This is a genomic window from Actinoplanes subtropicus (genome assembly GCF_000721705.1).
Taxonomy (GTDB): Bacteria; Actinomycetota; Actinomycetes; order Mycobacteriales; family Micromonosporaceae; genus Actinoplanes; species Actinoplanes subtropicus.
Map to the genome: position 1 here is coordinate 52,253 of NZ_JOJL01000034.1, position 21,942 is coordinate 74,194.

Sequence of the window (21,942 nt, forward strand, 5' to 3'; positions counted from 1 at the left end):
ACTACGCCGATCGGGTCAGTCGGGGGAAGTCAGTCGAGCGCCGGTTCCTGAGCGGTGACCGCCTCGTCGACCGTGGGGTAGGTGCGCAGCACCTCGACCAGCCCGCTCACCTCGAGGATGCGCAGCACGCCGCGCTGCGGGGCGGCGAGCCGGACGGTGCCGCCGGCGTCGTCGGTGCTGTTCTTGGCCCGGACGAAGACCGAGAGCCCGGTGGAATCGCAGAACGAGACGTCGGCCAGGTCGAAGACCAGCCGGGTGCGCCCCTTCTCGAGCAGGTCGCTGATCTGGTCCTGCAGTTGGGGCGCGGTGGCCATGTCCAGCTCACCGGCCACCGACACGACGACCATGCCGGCGCGCTGTTCCGTTTGTACCGTCAGGGACATTCAGGACCTCCAGGTATGTGCAGAACGGTACTCCAGACGGGGTCTGATCGGCAGGACGGGGCGTCCGTTCGTGACCTTGCCGTCTTAGTTGGCTCACGGCAACTATTAGACGCTCCGGTGATACAGTCCGCCCGTTGCGCGTACCTATGAGGTGATCAGGAGGCAGCGGTGGCGCTGGGTCCGGAAGAGGCGAATCGCTTCGCCGCCCTGTTGGAGGAGCGCCAGGAGGAGCTGGTCGGCGCCTGGACCGACCGGGTGGCGCAGAGCCTGCGCGGCCGGTTGAGCCGTACCGAGCTCGAGCGGCAGACCGGCGAGCTGCGCAAGGGCTTCCACGCCGCGCTGGCCGGCGGCGCCGCCGAGCTGGGCCAGGAACCGGCCGACGAGCTGCGCGCGCAGCTCACCGAGCTGTCCAGCAGCCGGGCGCGGCAGGGCTTCTCCGCGACCGAGACCGCGGTCAGCGTCTTCGCCCTCAAGGATGCGGTGCTCACCGTGCTGGACGGCAGCGACGCCTCCAACCTGCGGGACTACGTCGCCTTCTCCGGCTTCGTCGACCAGGCCGCGCTGTTCACCTTCGACAGCTATGTGCAGATCCGGGAGGGGCTCATCGCCGACCAGGCCGAGCAGTTGCTCGAGCTGTCCACGCCGGTGGTGAAGCTGTGGGAGGGCGTGGTGGCCGTCCCGCTGGTCGGCACGCTCGACTCGGCCCGCGCCCAGGTGGTGATGGAGCGGCTGCTGGAGACGCTGGTGGAGACCGGCTCGCCGCACGCGATCATCGACATCACCGGCGTGCCCGCCGTCGACACCCAGGTGGCGCAGCACATCCTCAAGACCGTGGTGGCCGCCCGGCTGATGGGCGCGGACTGCATCATCTCCGGCATCCGGCCGCAGATCGCCCAGACGATCGTGGCGCTCGGCATCGAGTTCGGCGACATCGCCACCAAGGCGTCGCTGGCCGACGCGCTCCGCTTCGTCCTCAAGAAGACCGGGCGCTGACGTGGAGCGGGTGCCGATCCTCAAGCTCGGGGAGATCCTGCTGGTCTCCATTCAGATCGACATGGAGGATCAGGTCGCCCTGCAGCTGCAGGAGGACCTCGCCGAGCGGATCGTGGCGACCCGCTGCCACGGAGTGCTCATCGACATCAGCGCGCTGGACATCGTCGACTCGTTCGTCGGCCGTACGCTCGCCACCATCGCCTCGATCTCCCGGGTGCTGGACGCCGAGACCGTGGTGGTCGGCATGCGCCCGGCCGTCGCGATCACCCTGGTCGAACTGGGGCTGTCGCTGCCGGGCATCCGCACCGCGCTCAACGTCGAGCTCGGCATGGAGCTGCTGGCCCGCGACGCTTCCTTCGACTTCGAGGACGCCGCATCCATGGCGGTCGACGAGGCGGTCGACGAGCCGTGAGCGACGGCGAGCGGATCGAGGTCGGCACCGACCAGGATGTCGTCCGGGTGCGCCAGCTCGTGCGTACGGTCGCGGTGTCGGTCAAGCTCTCCCTGGTCGACCAGACCAAGCTGGTCACCGCCGCGAGCGAGCTCGCCCGCAACACCCTGGTCTACGGCGGGGGCGGCACGGTCGAGGTGGCCCGGGTGGACAACGGCCGACGGCGGGGCATCCAGATCGTCTTCGCCGACCAGGGCCCGGGCATCGCCGACCTCGAGCTGGCGCTCACCGACGGCTACACCACCGGAGGTGGCCTGGGGCTGGGGTTGAGCGGCGCCCGGCGGCTGGTCGACGAGTTCCTCATCGACACCTCGATCGGCCGGGGAACGACGGTTACCGTCACCAAGTGGTGCCGATGACCGGAGGGCTCGAGCAGCTGCTGGACGGGGGCGCCTGGTTCCGGGTGGAGGCCGCGGCCAGCGCCTCGGCCGCCCGCCGGGCCGCCGAGCGGCTGGCCGTCCAGGTCGGGCTCTCCGAGCGGCGCACCGCCGACCTGTCGATCGTGACCGCGGAGGCGGCCGGAAACCTGGTCAAGCACGCCGACCAGGGCACGCTGCTGGTCCGCGCGGTGCGTACCGAGCAGCAGGCGGGCGTCGAGATCATCGCGATCGACCACGGGCCGGGGATGGCCGACCTGGCGCTGTCGGTGGGCGACGGGCACTCCACGGCGGGCACTCTCGGCATCGGGCTGGGCGCCATCGAGCGGCAGGCCTCCTGGTCGGACCTGCATTCCGTACCCGGCAAGGGAACCGTGCTGGTCGCCCAGGTCTGGCCGGCCGGCCCACCGGAACCCACCTGGGCCGCGGGGTTGACCCGCCCGCTCACCGGGGAGCCGGTGAGCGGCGACGCGTTCGCCATCCGCGAGCTGGAGGGCCACCGCCAGGCGCTGATGTGCGACGGGCTGGGGCACGGCGGTCTCGCCGCCGCGGCCGCGCAGGAGGCGGTACGGGCGTTCGCCGAGTCCCCGGCGCAGCCCCCGGCCGCCATGGTGGAGACGCTGCATCGCCGGCTCGGCCACACCCGCGGCGCCGCGGTCGCCGTCGCCGAGCTCGATGCGGAGGCCGGCCTGGTCCGCTATGCGGGGCTGGGCAACATCTCCGGCACGGTGATCGGCTCGGCCGGCCGCCGCGGCATGATCTCGCTGCCCGGGATCGCCGGCCACCAGCGCCGCCAGATCCGGCAGTACGACTACCCGATCACGCCGGAGGCGATCGTGCTGATGCACAGCGACGGCGTGGTCGACCGCTGGAATCCGGCCGACTACCCGGGCCTGCTGTCCCACTCGCCCGCCCTGATCGCGGCGACCGTTCTGCGCGACGCGGGGGTGCGGCGCGACGACGCCGGCGTGCTGGTGGCCCGGTCACGATGACCGGGGCCGAGTCGCTGATCCGCATGCGCCTGCGGGTCGAGCAGGACGTGTTCGCGGTGCGCCAGCTCGGCCGCGAGGTGGCCCGCGCGGTCGGCCTCGAGCAGCAGGATCAGACCCGGCTGGCCACCGCGCTGAGCGAGGTGGCCCGGGTCATGCTGGCCGCCGGACCGGACGGCGATGTGGAGTTCATCGCGGAGCCGAACGGGGTACCCACGTTGCGCGTGGCGGTGGGCAACCCGCGGCCCGGCGGCGTGGCCGAGATCGGCGCGCAGCTCGTACAGGTCGGCCGGCTGGTCGACACGTTGGAGGTCGGTGATGGCGAGAGCGGCACGGTGGTCCGGATGGCTCGGCGGCTGCCGGCGAGCGCCCCGCGGCTGACCCCGGAACGCATGGAGGACATACGAGCCGGGCTGGTGCGGCATGTGCCGGGCACCCCGCTGGACGAGTTGAGCGCGCAGAATCAGCAACTGATCGCCGCGCTCGATGAGGTGCGCGCCCAGCGCGACGACCTGGCCCGGCTGAACGCCGAGCTGGCGGAGACGAACCACGGCGTGATGGCGCTCTACCACCAGCTCTCCGACGAGCTGGAGGAGACCAACCGCGGGGTGGTGGCGCTCTACGCCGAGCTGGACGAGCGGTCGCTGCAGCTGCGCGCGGCGAGCGAGGCGAAGAGCCGGTTCCTGGCGAACGTCAGCCACGAGCTGCGCGCCCCGGTGACCGCGGTGATCGGGCTGACCCGGCTGCTGCTCGACCCGGCGTCCGACCCGCTGAGCTCCGAGCAGCGCCGCCAGGTCGACCTGATCGGTGGCTCGGCCGGTGACCTGCTGACCCTGGTCAACGATCTGCTGGACCTGGCCAAGGCGGAGGCCGGCCGGGTCGAGCCGCAGTGCTCCGAGGTGGATCTGCGGGCGCTCTTCGGCCAGCTGCGCGGCACGCTGCGGCCGCTGGCCACCCGGCCCGAGGTCGACTTCGTGGTCGAGGAGCCGGCGGTGCCGAGCCTGCGCAGCGACGAGGTGCTGCTCGCCCGGGTGCTGCGCAACCTGCTGACCAACGCGGTCAAGTTCACCGCCGACGGCTCGGTGACCCTGGCGGCGCGGGCGGTGGACGACGATGTCGAGTTCACCGTGGCCGACACCGGCGCGGGCATCCCGGCCGAGCTGCACGAGCGGATCTTCGAGGAGTTCTATCAGGTGCCGGGCAGCAAGGCGGGCACCGGACTCGGCCTGCCCTATGCGCGCCGGCTCGTCGGGATCCTCGGCGGAAGCCTGCGCGTCGACTCGGCGCCGGGGGCGGGCAGCACTTTCACCGTACGGCTGCCGAAGTCATGAACGCGGCGACCGTCCTCGTCGTCGACGACAGCGCCACCAAGCGGTATCTGCTGGTCAGCTGGCTGACCCGGGCCGGTTTCACGGTCCGCCAGGCGGAGACCGGCGGCGAGGCGTTGCGGGTGCTGCCGGGCTCTGGCGTCGACCTCGTCGTGCTGGACGTCAAGCTGCCGGACATGAACGGCTTCGACGTCTGCGAGAAGATCAAGACCGATCCGGCGTACGGCGGACCACCGGTCATCCACGTGTCCGCGCACGCCGTCGACGTCGGCGATCGGGCCCACGGGCTGAACCGGGGTGCGGACGCCTACCTGGTCGAGCCGATCGAGCCGGACGAGCTGATCGCCACCTGCCAGGCCGTGCTGCGGTACTACTCGGCGCGCCGCCGGGCCGAGTTCCTGGCCGCCCGGCTGGTTCGGCTGGCCGAGGCGACCCTCGCGATCAACCTGGCCTCGACCCTGCCGGAGTTGCTGGAGGCGGCGGCCGCGGGCGCGTACGACATCTTCGGCGGCCCGGTCGTGGTGCTGGCCGAGACCGCCGACGGGGACAGCCTCGCCGCGGTCGGCTCGCCCCCGGTGCTCCGCCGGTGGTCGCTGGCCGAGCGCAACGCGGCGATCGGCTCCCTGGTCCGCACCGACCAGCCGGCCGACTGGGAGGTCACCGACTGGCCGGCGGGCGAGCGGGTGGCGGTGGCGGCGACCCGGCTGCGGATCGACCGCCCCTCGGTCTACGTGGCGGTGCGGTCCAGCTCGCAGACTCCCGGCTTCCCGGTGCTGCGCCAGCTGTCCCAGGCGGTCGCGGCCGCGGTCGAGGCGCAGCGGTCGTACGACGAGGAGCACCGGATCGCCATCACCCTGCAGCGCAGCCTGCTGCAGTCGCGGCTGCCCAGCGTGCCCGGCGTGGAGACCGCGGTGCGCTACATGCCGGCCGGCTCGCAGACCGAGGTGGGCGGCGACTTCTACGAGGTCGCCGTGCTCGACGGCCGGCTGCTGGTGGCGATCGGCGACGTGGCCGGCCACTCGCTGCACGCGGCCACGGTGATGGCCGAGGTGCGGCACGCGGTCCGCGCGTACGCCGTCGAGGGCCATCCGCCCGGGACGGTGCTCGCCCTGGTCAACCGCTTCATGCGGCGGGTTCTGCCGGCCGACTCGGCGACGGTCTGCCTGTGCACCCTCGACCCGCTGACCGGTGAGGTACGGATGGCCGGCGCCGGTCACCTGCCGCCGCTGCTGCACACCGCCGAGGGGGTGTCCTTCCTGCAGCCGGGCGGCGTGCTGCTGGGCATCGACGCGCCCCGCCCGGCCGACCTGCAGTTCGTGCTGCCGCCCGGCGGCACGCTGGTGCTCTACACCGACGGCCTGGTCGAGCGCCGGGACGAGGACATCGACGTGGGGCTGGCCGCACTTCGCCGGGTGGCCGCCGAGGTCGACCCGGATCTCGAGGACTTCTGCGATCGCCTCCTGCTGCGACTCGGCGCCGCCGGACAGGCCGACGACGACGTGGCGGTGGTTGCCGTTCGCCGGTCTTGACGAGGACTATTCACTCGTTGAATAGCAGCGTCCATGTCCACCGCCCATGTCCTGCTCGGCCTTCTGGCGGCCGGCCCGCGGCACGGCTACGACCTCAAGCGGGCCCACGACGACCGGCTGCCCCGGGCCAAGCCGCTCGCGTATGGCCAGGTCTACGCGACCCTCGGCCGGCTCGAGCGGGACGGCCTGGTCACCGAGGCCGGGCAGGACCGCGAGGGCGGCCCCGACCGGACCTCGTACGAGATCACCGAGGAGGGCCGGCGGCACCTCGACGCCTGGCTGTCCGCGGTCGACCCGCCGGCGCCCTACGTCACCAGCGAACTGTTCAGCAAGGTGGTGGTCGCGCTGCTCGCCGCCGACGCCGGGCGGGCCCGCGACTATCTGGTCGCCCAGCGCGCCGCGCACATGAGCCGCATGCGCGAGCTCACCACCGCGAAGACCGAGCCCGGGGCGGGCGTCGGCGACGTGGTCGCCGCCGACTACGCCATCGGGCATCTCGAGGCCGACCTGCGCTGGCTGCAGACCACGCTGGCGCGGGTGGCCGACCTGCAGAAGGAAGTGACCAGTTGAGCGCACTGCTGAGCGGTACCGGCCTGGTCCGCAACTACGGCGCCACCCCGGCGCTGCGCGGAATCGACCTCGAGGTCGCCGCGGGGGAGATCGTCGCGGTCACCGGTCCGAGCGGCTGCGGGAAGTCCACGCTGCTGCACTGCCTGGCCGGCATCCTCCGGGTGGACGGCGGCACCGTCACCTACCGCGACCAGGACATCGGGTTGTGGTCCGAGGCGGCCCGGTCCAGGCTTCGCCGCACCGAGTTCGGGGTGCTGTTCCAGTTCGGGCAGTTGGTCCCCGAACTCACCGCGGTGGAGAACGTCGCGCTGCCACTGCTTCTCGCCGGCACGGGGCGGCGAGAAGCGCGGCAGACGGCGCTCGACTGGCTCGGCCGGCTCGGCGTGGCCGAGTCGGCCGAGCAGCGACCCGGCACGATGTCCGGCGGCCAGCAGCAGCGCTGCGCCACCGCCCGGGCGCTGGTCACCGAGCCGCGGGTGCTGTTCGCCGACGAGCCGACCGGCGCGCTCGACGTGCTCACCGGCGAGCAGGTGCTGGGCCAGATCGTCCGGGTGGCGCGCGAGCAGGGCACGGCGGTCGTGCTGGTCACCCACGAGTCGAGCGTCGCGGCGTACGCCGATCGCGAGGTCGCCCTGCGCGACGGCGTGGTCGACCCGACCGGGCTGGGCCTGGCCCGGTGACCGCATCTACGCTGGCCCGGCTCGCCGTGGCCGGCAACCGCACCGACATGTTGCGGACCGTCCTGACCGCGGTGAGCGCCCTGCTGGCCACGATCGCGATGCTGTGCGCGGCGACCGTCCTGTCGATCACCGGGTGGGCCGGCCGGTACGCCGCCGCGCTGCTGGTCGAGCCCGGCCTGCGGCCCGGGGTGGCGGCGACGCTGGTACTGGTCTCGCTGCCGGTGCTGGCGCTGGCCGGGCAGTGCATCCGGCTCGGCGCGCCGGCGCGCGACCGGCGGCTGGCCGCGATCCGGCTGGCCGGCGCGACGCCGGGGGAGGCGGTGCTGATCGCCACCGCGGAGACGGCGGTGGCGAGCCTGCTCGGCTCGGTCGCCGGCCTGGTGGCGTACCTGGTCGCCCGGGCCGCGATCGGCGACCAGCGCACCCTGCCCACCGACGTCCTGCCGCCGGCGCCGGTCATCGTGCTGCTGGTGGTGCTGGTCCCGGTGCTGGCGGCGGCGGTCGGCGCGCTGCTGATGCGCCGGGTCATCGTCACCCCGCTCGGCGTGGTGCGGCGGGTGCGAAAGCGCGGCCCCCGGCCGTGGCCGGGCCTGCTGATCGCGGCGGGGCTGGCACTGTTCGCCCTTCCGTTCCAGGAGCACCTCAAGATTCATATACCGGCGCCGAGGAACGCGGCCCTGGCCGTCCTGGGTGGTGGGGTGCTGCTCACGATGGCGGGCGTGGTGCTGGGAGTCGGGTGGATCTCGCACACCGCCGGGCGGCTCCTGCGCCGCTACGGCCGCGGCCCGGCCACCCTGCTCGCCGGCCAGCGGCTGATCACCGACCCGTGGAACGGCAGCCGGACGATGGCCGCGCTGCTCGCCGCGGTGACCGCGGGGTCGGTGGCGCTGGCGTACCGGGCGCTGCTGGCCACGAACTTCCGCTACTACGACCTCGACAACCAGGTCATGGGCTATTCGAACGGCGAGGGGACGGGCCCCGCCGCCGATCCGAGCTTCTACTTCAACGCGATCCGGCTGGTCATGGTGGCGGTCGGGCTGAGCGCAGCGGTCGCCGCGGCCGGGCTGCTGATCGCGCTGGTCGAGAGCGTCGTCGCGCGGCGCCGGGCGTACGCGTCGCTGACCGCGGCCGGCGTCCCGCGGCGTACCCTCTCGGCGGCGATCCTCTGGCAGACGCTGACGCCGCTGGTGCCCGCCCTCGTGCTGGCGCTCGCCGCGGGTGACGCCCTGGTCCGGCTGACCCAGACGGATTTCGACCTCGGCCACTCCTACCGGGAGTGTGTCTCCGAGAACGATCCCGAGGCGCATTGCCGCACGCTGGCCGAACTGCATTTGCCGAGCGTGCTGCACGTGCCGGTGCCGTGGGGTGACCTGGGGCTGCTCGGCGCGGGGGCGCTGCTGGCGGCCCTGGTCGCGGTCGGCGCCGGGGTCCTGGTGCTGCGCTCCAGCACGGACCTTGAGGAGTTGCGGGTGGGCTGACGGGGGTTGACACTCTCGATCGTCTCCGGCCTGCTTCTCGCCCCTGATCGTGGCCCAGATCGGCCCGGGCTTCGCCCGCGTCGTGGTGGCCCACCTGACGGTCGGGGTGGCCTTGGCCGCGTACCTGCTGGTTGTGATCACCGAGACCCGGCTGGCCCCGGCTGTGGCGGCGGGTGAGCCGCGATGACCGGCAAGCCCGGCCTGAGCCGCCGGGATTTCCTCGGCATGGCCGACGGCAGCGCGCTGGCCACGATCACCGCCGGCGCGTTCGCGCTGCACGCCGGGCGCCGCGAGAACACCGGCCGGACCCTCACCAGCCGCGCGGTCTTGCCCGAGCCGTTCCAGGTGCCGCTGCCGGTGCCCCTGGTCGCCCGGCCGGTGGCGACCGACGGCGGCGCGGACCGCTACGAGATCGTGCAGCGCGCCGCCACGGCCGGGATCCTGCCCGGGCTGCGCACCGCGGTGTGGGGCTACGACGGGCAGTTCCCCGCCCGACCATCGTCGGGCGGGCCGGGCGGCAGGTGCGGGTGACGGTGCGCAACGAACTGCCCGTGCCGACCTCCACCCGCGTGCGCGGGGCCACTGGGCGAGCGCGGGGCACGGGCCGCCGGGGCGCGAGCGTGGAGCGGGGGCGCGGGCGCGGGGCGCGGAGCGGGGCGCGGGGGCGGGGCCGAGGGCGCGGAGCGGGGGCGCGGGCACGGGCCGCGGAGCCGGGGCGAGGCCGGGGGCGCGGAGCCGGGGCGCGGGCGCGGGCCGCGGAGCCGGGGCGCGGAGCGGGGGCGCGGGCACGGGCCGCGGAGCCGGGGCGAGGCCGGGGGCGCGGAGCGGGGGCGCGGGTGCGGGCCGCGGAGCGGGGGCGCGGGTGCGGGGCGCGGAGCGGAGGCGCGGGGCCGCGGGCGCAGGGGCACAGGCGCGGGGCTCGGGGGCACTGGGCGCGGGAGTGGCCCCGGCTTGCTCGGCGTCGGCCCGATCACCGCCGCCGCTCGACACATATTTCACAGATCTTGAAGGCGCGGCGTTCGCGGCTAGCAGGAAACCTCCACTCTTCGCCGAGGGCGGGCGCAAAGATGAGGAATTGCTGTTCGCGGTGAACGCGGCGCCTTCAAGGTCGGCGGGTCGGCGGGTCGGCGGTCGGCGGTCGGCGGGTCGGCGGTGCGCGGCGGTGCGCGGCGGTGGTCTTGGGTCGGGCCGCCCGGCGGCCGGGGTCGGAGCTGAAGGTGCAGCTCGCGGCCCTGGCACGCCGGGGACTGATCTGACGCTCGTACGATCGAAGCGCGAAAGGGAACCGCTCAGGTCTTGGGCCGAGGGAGCGCTCAGGTCTTGCGCCGAGGGAGCGTCAGCGGTCTAGGGAGCGTCAGGCCGCGTGCAAGACGTCGAGCGCCCAGGCCAGGACGAACGCCTCCTCTCGCCAGGCGTCGTAGCGGCCGCTGGGGCCGCTGTGGCCGGCCTCCATCTCGGTTTTGAGCAGGTAGGTGCCGTCCGGCGCGGTGGCGCGGAGCCGGGCGATCCACTTGGCCGGCTCGTGGTAGAGCACTCGCGTGTCGTTGAGGCTGGTCACGGCGAGGATCTTGGGGTACGGGAGCTTTCCGACGTTTTCGTAGGGGCTGTACGACTTCATGTAGGCGTACACCTCGGGGGATTCGATCGGGTTGCCCCATTCCTCCCACTCGGTGACCGTGAGTGGCAGCGACGGGTCGAGGATGGAGGTCAGCGGGTCGACGAACGGGACCTGCGCGATGATGGCGGCGAAAGCCTCCGGCGCCAGGTTGGCGATCGCGCCCATCAGCAGGCCGCCGGCCGAGCCGCCGCGGGCCACCAGCCGGGCGGCCGACGTCCAGCCCTGGCTGACCAGGGCCTCGGCGCAGGCCACGAAGTCGGTGAACGTGTTTTTCTTGGTCAGCATCTTGCCGTCCTCGTACCACCGGCGGCCCATCTCGCCGCCGCCGCGCACGTGCGCGATCGCGAAGACGACGCCGCGGTCGAGCAGCGACAGGCGGGCGATCGAGAAGTACGGGTCGATGCTCAGCTCGTACGAGCCGTAGCCGTAGAGCAGCGCCGGCGCCGAACCGTCCCGCTTGACGTCCTTGCGGGCCACGATCGAGATCGGCACCCGGGTGCCGTCGGCGGCACGCGCCCATTCGCGATACTGCTCGTAGTCGGCCGGGTCGTAGCCGCCGAGCACCGGCTTCTGCTTGCGCAGCAGCATCTGCCGGGTCACCAGGTCGACGTCATAGATCGATTCCGGGGTGACCAGCGAGGTGTAGCTGACCCGCACCACGGCGGTGTCGTATTCCGGGTTGCCGGTCAGGCCGACGTTGTACAGCGGCTCGGGGAACTGCATGTCGTACGTATCGGTGCTGCCGTCGCCCATCACCCGCAGCCCGGTCAGGCCGTCGCGGCGCTGCGAGATCACGATGTGCCGGGCGAAGGCGTCGACCGACTCCAGCCGGGTGCCCGGCTCGTGCGCGATCAGCTCCACCCACTCGCCGGGGTTGTCGGCCGACGTATAGGCCAGCGCGAAATCCTCGGCGTTCTTGTTGTGCAGGATCAGGAAGCGGTGGCCGTGGTGCTCGATCGAATACTCCACGCCCTGCTCGCGCGGCGCGATCACGATCGGCTCGGCGGCCGGCGTCTCGGCCGGGATGACCCGGATCTCCGAGGTGAGCTTGCTCTGCGTGTCGATGACCACGAATTTCTCGCTGCGGGTCAGCTCGACACCGACCCAGAAGCGCTCGTCGGGCTCCTCGTAGACCTGCACATCCTCACTGGCCGGGCGGCCGACGGTGTGCCGCCAGACCCGGAACGGCCGCCAGGCGTCGTCGACGGTGATGTAGAACAGCGCGCTGCCGTCGGCCGACCAGGCCGTCCCATACGACGTGTCGGGCACCTCGTCGGCCAGGACCTCGCCGGTGCGCAGGTCTTTCACCCGCAGCGTGAAGCGCTCGTCGCCGTCGAAGTCGGTGGAGTAGGCCAGCCAGTTGCCGTCGGGGCTGGTGTCGAACGTGCCCAGGGCGAAGAACTCCTTGCCCTCGGCCAGCACGTTGCCGTCGAGCAGCACCTCTTCCCCCGGCCGGTCGTCGGACATCGGCGGGTCGACCTCGCCGGGCGCGACGGCGACCCGGCACTGGATGCCATACTGCTTGCCCTCGACGGTGCGGGTGTAATACCAATAGCCGCCCTTGCGGCTGGGCACCGAGAGATCGGTCTCCTGAGTGCGGCCCTTGATCTCTTGGAAGATCGTCTCGCGCAGCCCGGCCAGGTGCGCCGTCGCCGCCTCGGTCCACGCGTTTTCCGCCTTCAGGTACGCGATGGTGTCCGGATTTTCCTTGTCGGCGAGCCACGAATATTCATCGGTCACGGTGTCGCCGTGGAAGGTGCGCTCGCTCGGGACCTGGCGGACCGTGGGCGGTGTGTCGGGCGTATCGGCTGTCACGGGAGCCACGTTACCGGGTGCCCCCGACGCTTTTTCGGCTTCCACCGACCGCGCGCGTTCGAACACCTGTACTATATGCCAGAGTGGACGGTCGATCTTGATTGCGATCATTGCGAGGCAAGATCTGGTGACGAGCACGGGCAGGGACATGTCACGACTTCTCGATGCGCTTGTGGACATCTGCGGGCCCGACTATGCGCGGGTCGGCCGGTCGGTGGATGTCGTGGGTGGTCGCCGCGCCGAGCTCGTCGCGGTTCCGGCGACCACGCGGGCGGTCGCCGACGTGCTGCGACTCGCGGCCGACGAGGGGCTCACCGTGGTGCCGCGTGGCTCCGGCAGCAAGATCGACTGGGGTAGCCCGTCGTCCGGCGCCGACCTGATTCTCGACTGCGGGCGCCTCGACGGCCTCTGGGACCATGACGTCAAGGCGGCCACCGTCGAGGTCGCCACCGGCACGCCCGTGCGCTCGCTGCAGGCCGCGCTCGCCCTGCAGGGCCAGCGCCTGCCGGTCGACCCGCCCTCCCGCACCGCCACGGTCGGCGGCATGCTGGTGGTCAACGAGTCCGGCCCGCTGCGCTACCGCTTCCGGAGCCCCGCCGAGCACGTCGACCGGGTGCAGTTCGTCGATCTGGCCGGCGTCGCGGCCTCCTCCGACGGCGAGGGCGACAACCCCGGCCTGGCCGAGATCACCGGCGTCATCACCTCGGCCGTCGTCCGCCTCCAGCCGCTGCCGCAGACCCGGCGCTGGGTGGTGGCGCCGGCCTCCACCCCGCTCAAGGCCGCCCGGCTCGCCGCCGAGGCCGCCGAGCACGAGGTCAGCGCGATCGAGACCGATCTGCCCGGCGCCGGCGGGGGCGAGGTGGCCGCGCTCTTCGAGGATGCGGATCCCTATCCGCTGGCCACGTCATGGAAGGCGACGGTCTCGCCGACCGCGCCGCCCTGGTGGGGGGTGTATCCGTTCGGCCGCAACGACGTGGCGCTGCGCCTCTCGGTGGCCCCCGACGACCTGGCCGCAACCGTCTATGCGGTGGCCGACGCGGTCGGCGGCGCGGTGCCGGTGCGCGGCTCGGCCGGCCTGGGCAGCGTGCATGCGGTGCTGCCCGGCAACCTGCCGCCCGACCGCGTGGAGCGCATCGTCGAGTCGGCCCGCCACGTGCTGCTGGCCCGCAACGGCCGGGTGGTGGTGATCGCCGCGCCGATCGCCCTGGCCGGCCGCATCGAGATGGCGGCACCACATGACCTCTTCTGACAGCGGCCCCCGCGGACCGGCTCCCGGCGCCCTTTCCGCGGCGGTCAGCGGGGCGAGCTCGCGGCGCCGTTTCCGCGGCGGCCAGGCGCGCGGCGACTTTTCCGCGGCGGTCAGCGGGGCGCGCTCGCGGTGCCGTTTCCGCGGCGGCCAGGCGCGCGGCGACTTTTCCGCGGCGGTCAGCGGGGCGCGCTCGCGGTGCCGTTTCCGCGGCGGTCAGGCGCGCGGTGCCGTTTCCGCGGCGGCCAGGCTCGCGGCGCCGTTTCCGCGGCGGCCGGGCGCGTGGCGGCGCTTCCGCAGCGGTCAGCGGCGGGAGGGCGCACGGCGCTGTTTCCGCAGCGGTCAGCGTCGGCTGGGCGCGTGGCGCCGCTTCCGCGGCCGTCAGCGGCGGCCGGGCGCGTGGCGTCTTTTCCGCGATGGTCAGCGGTGGTCAGCGGCGGGCGGGCGCCGGGCGCCGGGCCGTCGTGCTCGGGTGGCGCTCGGGGAGCGGGGTGGTGCCCACGGCGTAGGTGAGATAGGCGAAGCGCCCCACCTGGGCGGTGCCGGTCAGGATCAGCTCGCGGGCGCTCAGGTGCCGCGGGAGCAGCGGCGCGCCCCGCCCGAGCAGGACCGGCGCGATGCCCAGGATGATCTCGTCGAGCAGCCCGCGGTCGACGAACTGGCCGACCAGGTCGCCGCCGCCGACGAGCCAGACGTTGCGGCCCTTCGCGGCTACCACCATGGCCTCGTGCACGCGCTCCACGTCTCCGCTGACCATCAGGATGTTGGCGTCCGGCACCACCGGCAGTTCGCGGTTGCCGAAGACCCAGCAGGGCGCGTCGCCGTACAGGTCGTGCCAGTTCTGCGGGCGGGCCAGCACGTTGTCGTTGGCGAGCACCCACTCGTAGGTGTTGGCGCCCATGGCGAAGGCCCCGACCCCGGCGAAGAAGCCGCCGAACGGGTTCTCAACCCCGCCGTCGACGTCGATCAGCCAGTCAAGCGAGTTGTTCTCGTCGGCGATGTAGCCGTCGATGCTAGTCGCCGTGTAGTACTGGGTTTTCGCCATAAGCCCCACCATGCCACGACCAAGCATCCAAAAGAGGCGAAACGGACGGTCTTTGGGCGCTCCCGAGGGCTGCCTTCGTCGGGGAGATCTGAGCGTTTCCCTCCCTCAGATTTGACCGTACGCGTGCGACAAGCCCCCGGTGTGCCAGGGCCGCTGGCTGCATCTTCAGCTCCGACTCCGGCCGCCGGGCGGGCCCGACCCAAGACCACCACCGCGCACCGCCGACCCGCCGACCCGGCAGACCTTGAAGGCGCCGCGTTCACCACGAACAGCAATTCCTCATCGTTGCGCCCGCCCTCGGCGAAGAGTGGAGGTTTCCCGCTAGCCGCGAACGCCGCGCCTTCAAGATCTGCGAACGGTGCGTCAACGGCGGCGGGTGATCGGGCCGACGCCGAGCAGGCCGGGCTACCCCGCGCCGCGCCTGTGCCCGGCGCCCGTGCCCCGCGCTCGCGCCCGTGCCGCGCGCCGCTGCTTGCGCTGGGCGGCGCGAGCGCGGCGGCGAGGGCCGCGCGTGGGCTGGGACGGTGTGGGGGGCGAGTGAGGGCCGCGCGTGGGCTGGGACGGTGTGGGGTGGGCGAGTGGGGGCCGCGCGTGGGCTGGGACGGTGTGGGGGCGAGTGAGGGCCGCGTGTGGGCTGGGACGGTGTGGGGTGGGCGAGTGAGGGCCGCGCGTGAGCTGGGACGGTGTGGGGCGGCACGGGCGGTGCGTGTGTGGACGGCGGCGCATGCGTGGAGGAGGCGTGCGTGTGGTCGCGAGGGCGTCTGATTGTGTGGGGACGGGCGGGGGGTTGGGCTGGCCACGTGGGACAGCCCGGCGGCCGCGCGCGGAGGGTGACCCACCGCCTGGCGAGGCGCTGCACCGGGGACTTGGGTCAACCGTACGGTAAAGGTCTTTTGGGATGTTTCAGGCGTCGTTTCTGAGGACGAGGATGGCGATGTCGTCCCGGGGCTCCTCGACGGAGAAGTTGATGGTTATGGAGCGTAGGCGGGCGGCCATCACGTCGGCCGGGTAGCCGGCCAGGGGGGCCGCGGCCTCGCGCAGGCGGCCCGTGCCGAAGAGCTCGCGGCCTCGGCGGCGTTCGGTGACGCCGTCGGTGTAGAAGATCAGGGAGTCGCCGGGGGTGAGGCGGATCTCGGCGTCCGGTGAGGAGATGGTCTCCAGCAGGCCCAGGGCCGTGCCGCCCTCGCCGACGAAGGAGGTCTTGCCGTCGCTGCGGACCAGGACCGCTCGGTCGTGGCCGGCCAGGTGCAGGCAGACCGCCAGGGTGCCGTCGCGTTCGCGCTGCACCGATGCCATCGCCAGGGTGCAGTAGCGGCCGCCGCCGCGTTGTACCAGGGTGCGGTTGACCCGGCAGAGGATCTCGGACATCGGCTTGCCGTCGTCGACCAGGATGCGGATCACGTCGCGGACCAGGCCGGTCACCGTGGCCGCCTGGACGCCCTTGCCGGAGACGTCGCCGACCACCACCAGCCACTGGTCCTCGCCGGAGGGCACCACGTCGTAGAAGTCGCCACCCACCTCGGAGCCGGTCGGCACGTACTCGGCGGCGAAGCCCACCCCCTCCACGTGCGGCAGGGCCGGCGGCAGCAGCGACTCCTGCAGCGTGCGGGCCACCTTGCGGCGCTCGTCGTGGATGCGGGCGTTGTCGATGGCCAGCGCCGCCCGGCGGGCCACGTCCTCCAGCACCGCCACCTCGTCGGCGTCGTGCCGGTGCTTCGCGTGCTTGCCGACCGCGAGCGTGCCGAGCCGGGCGCCGCGGGCCACCAGCGGGACCGCGAAACCCTCGTTCGGGGTGCCGAACATGACCTGGGTGCCCAGCCTGGACGCCTCCTCGAGCCGGGCCAGGATCGCATCGGGGCCGGTCTCGGCGAGCGTCTCGTACAGGTCGGCCACCGCGCTCTCGTCGGCGTGCGTGGCCGCGGCCAGCTGCAGCCGGCCCCACGCGTCGGTGGTGTGCACCGCGCACCACTGGCCCAGCCGGGGCACCACCAGCTGCGGGATCAGCGCCATCGTCAGGTTCACGTCGAGCGACTGGGCGAGCAGCTCGCTGGCCTCGGCCAGGAACGTCAGCCAGGTCTGCCGGCGCAGGTCGGCACGGCGGAGGCGGTCGTTCTCCAGGTGCAGCGAGAAGCGCTCGGCGACGATCGTGGCCAGCGGCTGGGCGTACCCGGTGGGCGCCGCATCCAGCTCCAGCTCGCCCGAATACGGCCGGTGCACGGACAGCGGCACCCGGATGGTGTCGGCGTCCTCGCGCGGCTGTCGGCCGTGCCGGGCCAGCAGTTGCCGGCCGGTGCCGTCGCCGCGGTCGAGCCGCACCACGCCGCCCGCCGCGCCGGTCAGGCGGGACAGCCGGGAGAGCAGGTCGGCGGCGAAGTCGGCGAGCGCCTCCTCGGTCTGCCGTTCCGGGTTGATCTGCAGCAGCGCGGTGAGCGCGCCGACGCTCGGGGTGCCCGCCTCCAGCACGTTCGTCGCCGGCACCAGCGCGGTGGTCGAGTCGACCGCGATGGTGCGCTCCAGGCGGAACCACACGCCCTTGCCGGTGCCCTCGTGCACCGTGCCCCAGCGGGACGCGAAATGGTCGACCAGCAGCAGGCCCCGGCCGCGCTCGGCGACCTCGCCGATGTCCACGCTCTCGTTGCGGGGGCCGACCGCGAGCTGCTCGACCGGGCCGGGCGCGAAGTCGGTGACCGTCACGGTGAGCCCGGCATGGTCGGCGCTGACCTCGATGTCCAACTCGGTGTTGGCGTGCACCACCGCGTTCGTGGAGAGCTCGGTGGTCAGCAGCAGCGCCTCGTTGAGCAGCGCGTCGAGGCCCGCTTCCTCCAGCACCGAGCGGACGAGGGCGCGCGCCGCCGCGGGCGTACGCCGGTCGTTGGGCAGCCGGACCCGCCGGACGAGCCCGTCCGCCGGGATATCCGAAGCCGACACGCATGCATCCTCTCCTGTCGGTGGGGGGATGTACAAAGTCCTCTCTCGCATTGACCCGGTCGGGCGAGAGAGGATAAAGAGCCCCACCGGCCGTTGGACAGGACAGCAAGTGAGGACAGGATGACTGCGGCTAAGGAAGTCCACGACGAGACCGCCGTTCTGGGCGAGCTCGCCGAGGCGATGCGCCGGGTGCGCCGGGGCGATCTCAAGGTCCGGCTCCCGCGCCGCGGTGGCGCCGCCGGCGAGGTTGCCGACGCGTTCAACGAGGTCGTCTCCCTGCAGGAACGCCAAAACCTGGACCTGCGGCGGATCAGCCGGATCGTCGGGCGCGACGGCCGGCTCACCGAGCGGCTGGACGACGAGGGCCTGGACGGCTCGTGGGCGGACAGCGTCCGCTCGGTCAACTCGCTGATCGACGACCTCGGCCGGCCGACCACCGAGATCTCCCGGGTCATCGTGGCGGTGGCGGAGGGTGACCTCTCCCAGCACATGGCGCTGGAGATGGACGGCCGTCCCCTCCGGGGTGAATTCCTGCGCATCGGCCGCACGGTGAACACGATGGTCGACCAGCTGTCCTCGTTCGCCGACGAGGTGACCCGGGTGGCGCGCGAGGTGGGCACCGAGGGTGAGCTGGGCGGCCAGGCCGACGTGCGCGGCGTGGCCGGCACCTGGAAGGACCTGACCGACTCGGTGAACCTGATGGCGTCGAACCTGACCCACCAGGTGCGCTCGATCTCGCAGGTGGCGACGGCGGTGGCCCGCGGCGACCTGTCGCAGAAGATCACGGTGTCGGCCCGCGGCGAGGTGGCCGAGCTGGCCGACACGATGAACGGCCTGACCGACACCCTGCGGCTGTTCGCCGAGCAGGTGACCCGGGTGGCCCGCGAGGTGGGCACCGAGGGCAAGCTGGGCGGCCAGGCCGACGTGCCGAACGTGGCCGGCACCTGGAAGGACCTCACCGACTCGGTGAACTCGATGGCGACCAACCTGACCAGTCAGGTGCGGAACATCGCCCAGGTGTCCACGGCGGTGGCGAAGGGCGACCTGTCGCAGAAGATCACGGTGGCCGCGCAGGGCGAGATCCTCGAGCTCAAGGACACCGTGAACACCATGGTGGATCAGCTGTCGTCGTTCGCCGACGAGGTGACCCGGGTGGCCCGCGACGTGGGCACCGAGGGCAAGCTCGGCGGCCAGGCCCAGGTGCGCGGCGTCTCCGGCACCTGGCGGGACCTGACCGAGAACGTGAACCAGCTCGCGAACAACCTCACCGACCAGGTACGGAACATTGCCCAGGTCTCGACCGCGGTGGCGAAGGGCGACCTGTCGCAGAAGATCACGGTCGACGCGAAGGGTGAGATCGCCGAGCTGAAGAACACCGTGAACACGATGGTGGATCAGCTGTCGTCGTTCGCCGACGAGGTCACGCGGGTGGCCCGCGAGGTCGGCTCGGAGGGCAAGCTCGGCGGCCAGGCCCAGGTCAAGGGCGTCCTGGGCACGTGGCGCGACCTCACCGACAACGTGAACTACATGGCCTCCAACCTGACCAGCCAGGTGCGGAACATCTCCTCGGTCACCACCGCGGTGGCGAAGGGTGACCTGTCGCAGAAGATCACGGTCGACGCCCGTGGCGAGATCCTCGAGCTGAAGACCACGGTCAACACCATGGTCGACCAGTTGTCGAGCTTCGCCGACGAGGTGACCCGGGTGGCCCGCGAGGTGGGCACCGAGGGCAAGCTCGGCGGCCAGGCCCAGGTGCGCGGCGTGGCCGGCACCTGGCGTGACCTGACCGACAACGTCAACTCGATGGCGTCCAACCTGACCGCCCAGGTGCGGAACATCGCCCAGGTCTCCACCGCGGTGGCGAAGGGTGACCTGTCGCAGAAGATCACGGTCGACGCCCAGGGCGAGATCCTCGAGCTGAAGAGCGTCGTGAACATCATGGTCGACCAGTTGTCGAGCTTCGCCGACGAGGTGACCCGGGTGGCCCGCGAGGTCGGCTCGGAGGGCAAGCTCGGCGGCCAGGCCCAGGTGCGCGGCGTGGCCGGCACGTGGCGCGACCTGACCGACAACGTGAACTACATGGCGTCCAACCTGACCGCCCAGGTCCGCAACATCGCGAGCGTCACCACGGCGGTCGCGAAGGGTGACCTGTCGCAGAAGATCACGGTGGACGCCCGCGGCGAGATCCTCGAGCTCAAGGACACCGTCAACACGATGGTCGACCAGCTCTCGTCGTTCGCCACCGAGGTCACCCGGGTCGGCCGGGAGGTCGGCGTGGAGGGCAAGCTCGGCGGCCAGGCGCAGGTCAAGGGCGTTTCCGGTACGTGGCAGGACCTCACCGACAACGTGAACCAGCTCGCCTCGACGCTCACCATCCAGCTCCGCGCGATCGCCGAGGTGTCCACCGCGGTGACCCGCGGCGACCTGACCCAGAGCATCGCGGTCGAGGCGCAGGGCGAGGTGGCCGAGCTCAAGGACAACATCAACCAGATGATCGTGACCCTGCGCGAGACCACCAAGGCGAACGCCGAGCAGGGCTGGCTCGACTCCAACCTGGCCCGGATCGGCGGCCTGCTGCAGGGCCAGCGCGATCTCGGCGAGGTCTGCCGCATGATCATGACCGAGGTGACGCCGCTGGTGGACGCGCAGCTGGGCGCGTTCTTCCTGGTCGACAACGAGCAGGCGGTCATGCGCCTGCGGCTGGCCGCCTCGTACGGCTATGTCGCGCGCAACCACGAGGTGACCTTCGGGCCGGGCGAGGGCCTGGTCGGGCAGGCCGCGGTCTCCCGCCGGACGATCCGGGTGCGGGCCACCCACGACGGCATCCTGACCATGCGCTCCGGGCTCATGTCGATGCCGCCGAACGACCTGGTCGTGCTGCCGGTGCTGTTCGAGGGCGAGATGCTCGGCGTCATCGAGTTCGCCTCGGTCGCGGCGTTCTCCGGGCTGCATCTGACGTTCCTCGAGCGGCTGGTGGCGACGATCGGCGTCGCTCTCAACACCATCCAGGCCAACCGGCGTACGGAGGAACTGCTCTCCCAGTCGCAGCGGCTGGCCCGGGAGATGCAGGACCAGTCGGCCGAGTTGCAGCGCACCAACGCCGAGCTGGAGGACAAGGCCAAGCTGCTGAGCGAGCAGAAGGCGAACATCGAGACCAAGAACCGGGAGATCGAGCAGGCCCGGCGCGGTCTGGAGGAGAAGGCCCAGCAGCTGTCCCGGGCCAGCGCGTACAAGTCGGAGTTCCTGGCCAACATGAGCCACGAGCTGCGTACGCCGCTCAACTCCCTGCTGCTGCTGGCCCGCCTGCTGGCCGACAACACCGAGCGCAACCTCACCGAGAAGCAAATCGAGTTCGCCCGCACCATCCACAGCGCCGGCTCGGACCTGCTCTCGCTGATCGACGACATCCTCGACCTCGCCAAGATCGAGGCCGGCCGGATGGACGTGGAGGTCGACCAGATCGACTTCGACGGCGTCCGGGCGTACGTCGAGCAGGCCTTCCTTCCGCAGGCCGAGGAGAAGACGCTGGACTTCCGGGTCGAGGTGGCGCCCGACCTGCCCGCCTCGATCGTCACCGACGGCCAGCGGCTCCAGCAGATCCTGCGCAACCTGCTCTCCAACGCGGTCAAGTTCACCGACTCCGGCTCGGTGACGCTCAGTATCTTCGCTGCCCCGCCGAGCACCGACTTCGACATCCCGGCGCTGGCCGCGGCCCGGCAGGTGGTGGCGTTCGCGGTCTCGGACACCGGCATCGGCATCTCGGACGAGAAACTGGCGATCATCTTCGAGCCGTTCCAGCAGGCCGACGGCACCACCACCCGCAAGTACGGCGGCACCGGCCTGGGCCTCTCGATCAGCCGGGAGTTCGCGGCGCTGCTCGGCGGCACCATCGTGGTCTCGTCGATGCCCGGCGAGGGTTCGACCTTCACGCTGTACGTGCCGGACGCGCTGACGCCGGAATCCGCGCCGATCCTCGCGCTGCCGTCCGAGCCGTCGACCACCGTGGTGGTCCGCCCCGCCCAGTCGGTCGACCTGCCGCTGCTCGAGCTGCCGGTGATCAGCCATCGGGAGGCGGAGGGGCACATCAGCGCGGCCGGCCGCCAGCTCGACGGCGCCACCGTGCTGATCATCGACGACGACGTGCGCAACGTGTTCGCGCTGACCAGCGCGCTCGAGATGCACGGGCTGAACGTGCTCTACTCCGACAACGGGGTGGACGGCGTACGCCTGCTGGCCGAACACCCCGAAGTGGACATCGTGCTGATGGACGCGATGATGCCCGACCAGGACGGCTACGAGACGACCAGGGGCATTCGGCGCAATCAGCGCTTCCGCGATTTACCGGTAGTCTTCCTAACCGCGAAGGCGATGCCGGGCGACCGGGAATCGGCCCTCGCGGCCGGCGCGAGTGACTACATCACCAAACCGGTCGATCTGGACGAGCTGATCGAGCTGATGGCCCGCTGGGTCAACGCCGACGCGAGCCCCGAGCCGGAGCGCGGCTAGAGAAAG

The 21,942-nt window shown here is 72.2% G+C and carries 17 protein-coding genes; 13 read left to right on the forward strand and 4 right to left on the reverse strand.

Translation table 11 applies throughout. The features are described 5' to 3' along the window. Positions 1-29 precede the first annotated feature (29 nt). Positions 30-383 carry an STAS domain-containing protein gene (locus IH26_RS0139380; protein ID WP_030441392.1) on the reverse strand — a complete coding sequence of 118 codons (354 nt, stop codon included), beginning with the start codon at positions 381-383 and terminating at the stop codon, positions 30-32. Positions 384-551: 168 nt separating this feature from the next. Between IH26_RS0139380 and IH26_RS0139385 the strand changes: the two genes are divergently transcribed. From IH26_RS0139385 to IH26_RS0139435, 11 genes are read left to right on the forward strand one after another with little or no spacing between them, the layout of a single operon-like run. Further along, a complete protein-coding gene (locus tag IH26_RS0139385) occupies positions 552-1,376 on the forward strand; it encodes an STAS domain-containing protein (protein ID WP_030441393.1) in 825 nt (274 codons plus the stop codon). 1 nt (position 1,377) lies between these two features. Continuing rightward, a complete protein-coding gene (locus tag IH26_RS0139390) occupies positions 1,378-1,788 on the forward strand; it encodes an STAS domain-containing protein (RefSeq protein WP_030441394.1) in 411 nt (136 codons plus the stop codon). Next, complete coding sequence (locus IH26_RS0139395) at positions 1,785-2,186, forward strand: ATP-binding protein (protein ID WP_030441395.1); 402 nt, start codon at positions 1,785-1,787, stop codon at positions 2,184-2,186. Before IH26_RS0139390 ends, IH26_RS0139395 begins: the two co-directional genes overlap by 4 nt. Then, complete coding sequence (locus IH26_RS0139400; protein ID WP_030441396.1) at positions 2,183-3,196, forward strand: ATP-binding protein; 1,014 nt, start codon at positions 2,183-2,185, stop codon at positions 3,194-3,196. The genes IH26_RS0139395 and IH26_RS0139400 overlap by 4 nt, the downstream gene beginning before the upstream one ends. Further along, complete coding sequence (locus IH26_RS0139405; RefSeq protein ID WP_030441397.1) at positions 3,193-4,524, forward strand: sensor histidine kinase; 1,332 nt, start codon at positions 3,193-3,195, stop codon at positions 4,522-4,524. Before IH26_RS0139400 ends, IH26_RS0139405 begins: the two co-directional genes overlap by 4 nt. Next, positions 4,521-6,050, forward strand: a complete 1,530-nt coding sequence (locus IH26_RS0139410; RefSeq protein WP_030441398.1) for a SpoIIE family protein phosphatase — start codon at positions 4,521-4,523, stop codon at positions 6,048-6,050. Before IH26_RS0139405 ends, IH26_RS0139410 begins: the two co-directional genes overlap by 4 nt. A 33-nt stretch (positions 6,051-6,083) precedes the next feature. After that, positions 6,084-6,620, forward strand: coding sequence for a PadR family transcriptional regulator (locus IH26_RS0139415; RefSeq protein ID WP_030441399.1), 537 nt, complete (start codon positions 6,084-6,086; stop codon positions 6,618-6,620). Then, the gene (locus IH26_RS0139420; RefSeq protein ID WP_030441400.1) at positions 6,617-7,300 is read left to right on the forward strand and encodes an ABC transporter ATP-binding protein; all 684 of its coding nucleotides are present in this window, start codon (positions 6,617-6,619) and stop codon (positions 7,298-7,300) included. The genes IH26_RS0139415 and IH26_RS0139420 overlap by 4 nt, the downstream gene beginning before the upstream one ends. Next, positions 7,297-8,778: an FtsX-like permease family protein gene (locus IH26_RS0139425; protein ID WP_030441401.1), complete on the forward strand. Its 1,482-nt coding sequence runs from the start codon at positions 7,297-7,299 to the stop codon at positions 8,776-8,778. Before IH26_RS0139420 ends, IH26_RS0139425 begins: the two co-directional genes overlap by 4 nt. Positions 8,779-8,827: 49 nt before the next feature. Continuing rightward, positions 8,828-8,965: a hypothetical protein gene (locus IH26_RS60370; RefSeq protein WP_157437602.1), complete on the forward strand. Its 138-nt coding sequence runs from the start codon at positions 8,828-8,830 to the stop codon at positions 8,963-8,965. After that, positions 8,962-9,309: a twin-arginine translocation signal domain-containing protein gene (locus IH26_RS0139435; RefSeq protein WP_030441402.1), complete on the forward strand. Its 348-nt coding sequence runs from the start codon at positions 8,962-8,964 to the stop codon at positions 9,307-9,309. The genes IH26_RS60370 and IH26_RS0139435 overlap by 4 nt, the downstream gene beginning before the upstream one ends. 823 nt (positions 9,310-10,132) lie before the next feature. Here IH26_RS0139435 and IH26_RS0139440 read toward each other — a convergent pair. Then, positions 10,133-12,211 (reverse strand): S9 family peptidase, encoded by a 2,079-nt coding sequence (locus IH26_RS0139440; protein WP_030441403.1) that lies wholly within the window; start codon positions 12,209-12,211, stop codon positions 10,133-10,135. Between the two features lie 148 nt (positions 12,212-12,359). Here IH26_RS0139440 and IH26_RS0139445 point away from each other — a divergent pair, with 148 nt between their 5' ends. Further along, positions 12,360-13,460 (forward strand): FAD-binding oxidoreductase, encoded by a 1,101-nt coding sequence (locus IH26_RS0139445; RefSeq protein ID WP_030441404.1) that lies wholly within the window; start codon positions 12,360-12,362, stop codon positions 13,458-13,460. 427 nt (positions 13,461-13,887) lie between these two features. Here the strand turns inward: IH26_RS0139445 and IH26_RS0139450 are convergent, their stop codons facing one another. Together IH26_RS0139450 and IH26_RS0139455 are read right to left on the reverse strand one after the other, a co-directional pair. After that, complete coding sequence (locus tag IH26_RS0139450; protein ID WP_245665893.1) at positions 13,888-14,502, reverse strand: dihydrofolate reductase family protein; 615 nt, start codon at positions 14,500-14,502, stop codon at positions 13,888-13,890. Between the two features lie 903 nt (positions 14,503-15,405). Then, positions 15,406-17,430, reverse strand: coding sequence for a SpoIIE family protein phosphatase (locus IH26_RS0139455; RefSeq protein WP_030441406.1), 2,025 nt, complete (start codon positions 17,428-17,430; stop codon positions 15,406-15,408). 120 nt (positions 17,431-17,550) lie between these two features. Between IH26_RS0139455 and IH26_RS0139460 the strand changes: the two genes are divergently transcribed. Beyond that, the gene (locus tag IH26_RS0139460; protein WP_030441407.1) at positions 17,551-21,936 is read left to right on the forward strand and encodes a HAMP domain-containing protein; all 4,386 of its coding nucleotides are present in this window, start codon (positions 17,551-17,553) and stop codon (positions 21,934-21,936) included. Positions 21,937-21,942 lie beyond the last annotated feature (6 nt).

Excerpts from the sequence above, each read along its gene's own strand:
- IH26_RS0139410 (WP_030441398.1), top strand. The coding sequence starts at position 4,521 with ATGAACGCGGCGACCGTCCTCGTCGTCGACGACAGCGCCACCAAGCGG.
- IH26_RS0139445 (WP_030441404.1), top strand. The coding sequence starts at position 12,360 with ATGTCACGACTTCTCGATGCGCTTGTGGACATCTGCGGGCCCGACTAT.
- IH26_RS0139380 (WP_030441392.1), bottom strand. The coding sequence starts at position 383 with ATGTCCCTGACGGTACAAACGGAACAGCGCGCCGGCATGGTCGTCGTG.
- IH26_RS0139450 (WP_245665893.1), bottom strand. The coding sequence starts at position 14,502 with ATGGCGAAAACCCAGTACTACACGGCGACTAGCATCGACGGCTACATC.
- IH26_RS0139415 (WP_030441399.1), top strand. The coding sequence starts at position 6,084 with ATGTCCACCGCCCATGTCCTGCTCGGCCTTCTGGCGGCCGGCCCGCGG.
- IH26_RS0139405 (WP_030441397.1), top strand. The coding sequence starts at position 3,193 with ATGACCGGGGCCGAGTCGCTGATCCGCATGCGCCTGCGGGTCGAGCAG.
- IH26_RS0139435 (WP_030441402.1), top strand. The coding sequence starts at position 8,962 with ATGACCGGCAAGCCCGGCCTGAGCCGCCGGGATTTCCTCGGCATGGCC.
- IH26_RS0139460 (WP_030441407.1), top strand. The coding sequence starts at position 17,551 with ATGACTGCGGCTAAGGAAGTCCACGACGAGACCGCCGTTCTGGGCGAG.
- IH26_RS0139400 (WP_030441396.1), top strand. The coding sequence starts at position 2,183 with ATGACCGGAGGGCTCGAGCAGCTGCTGGACGGGGGCGCCTGGTTCCGG.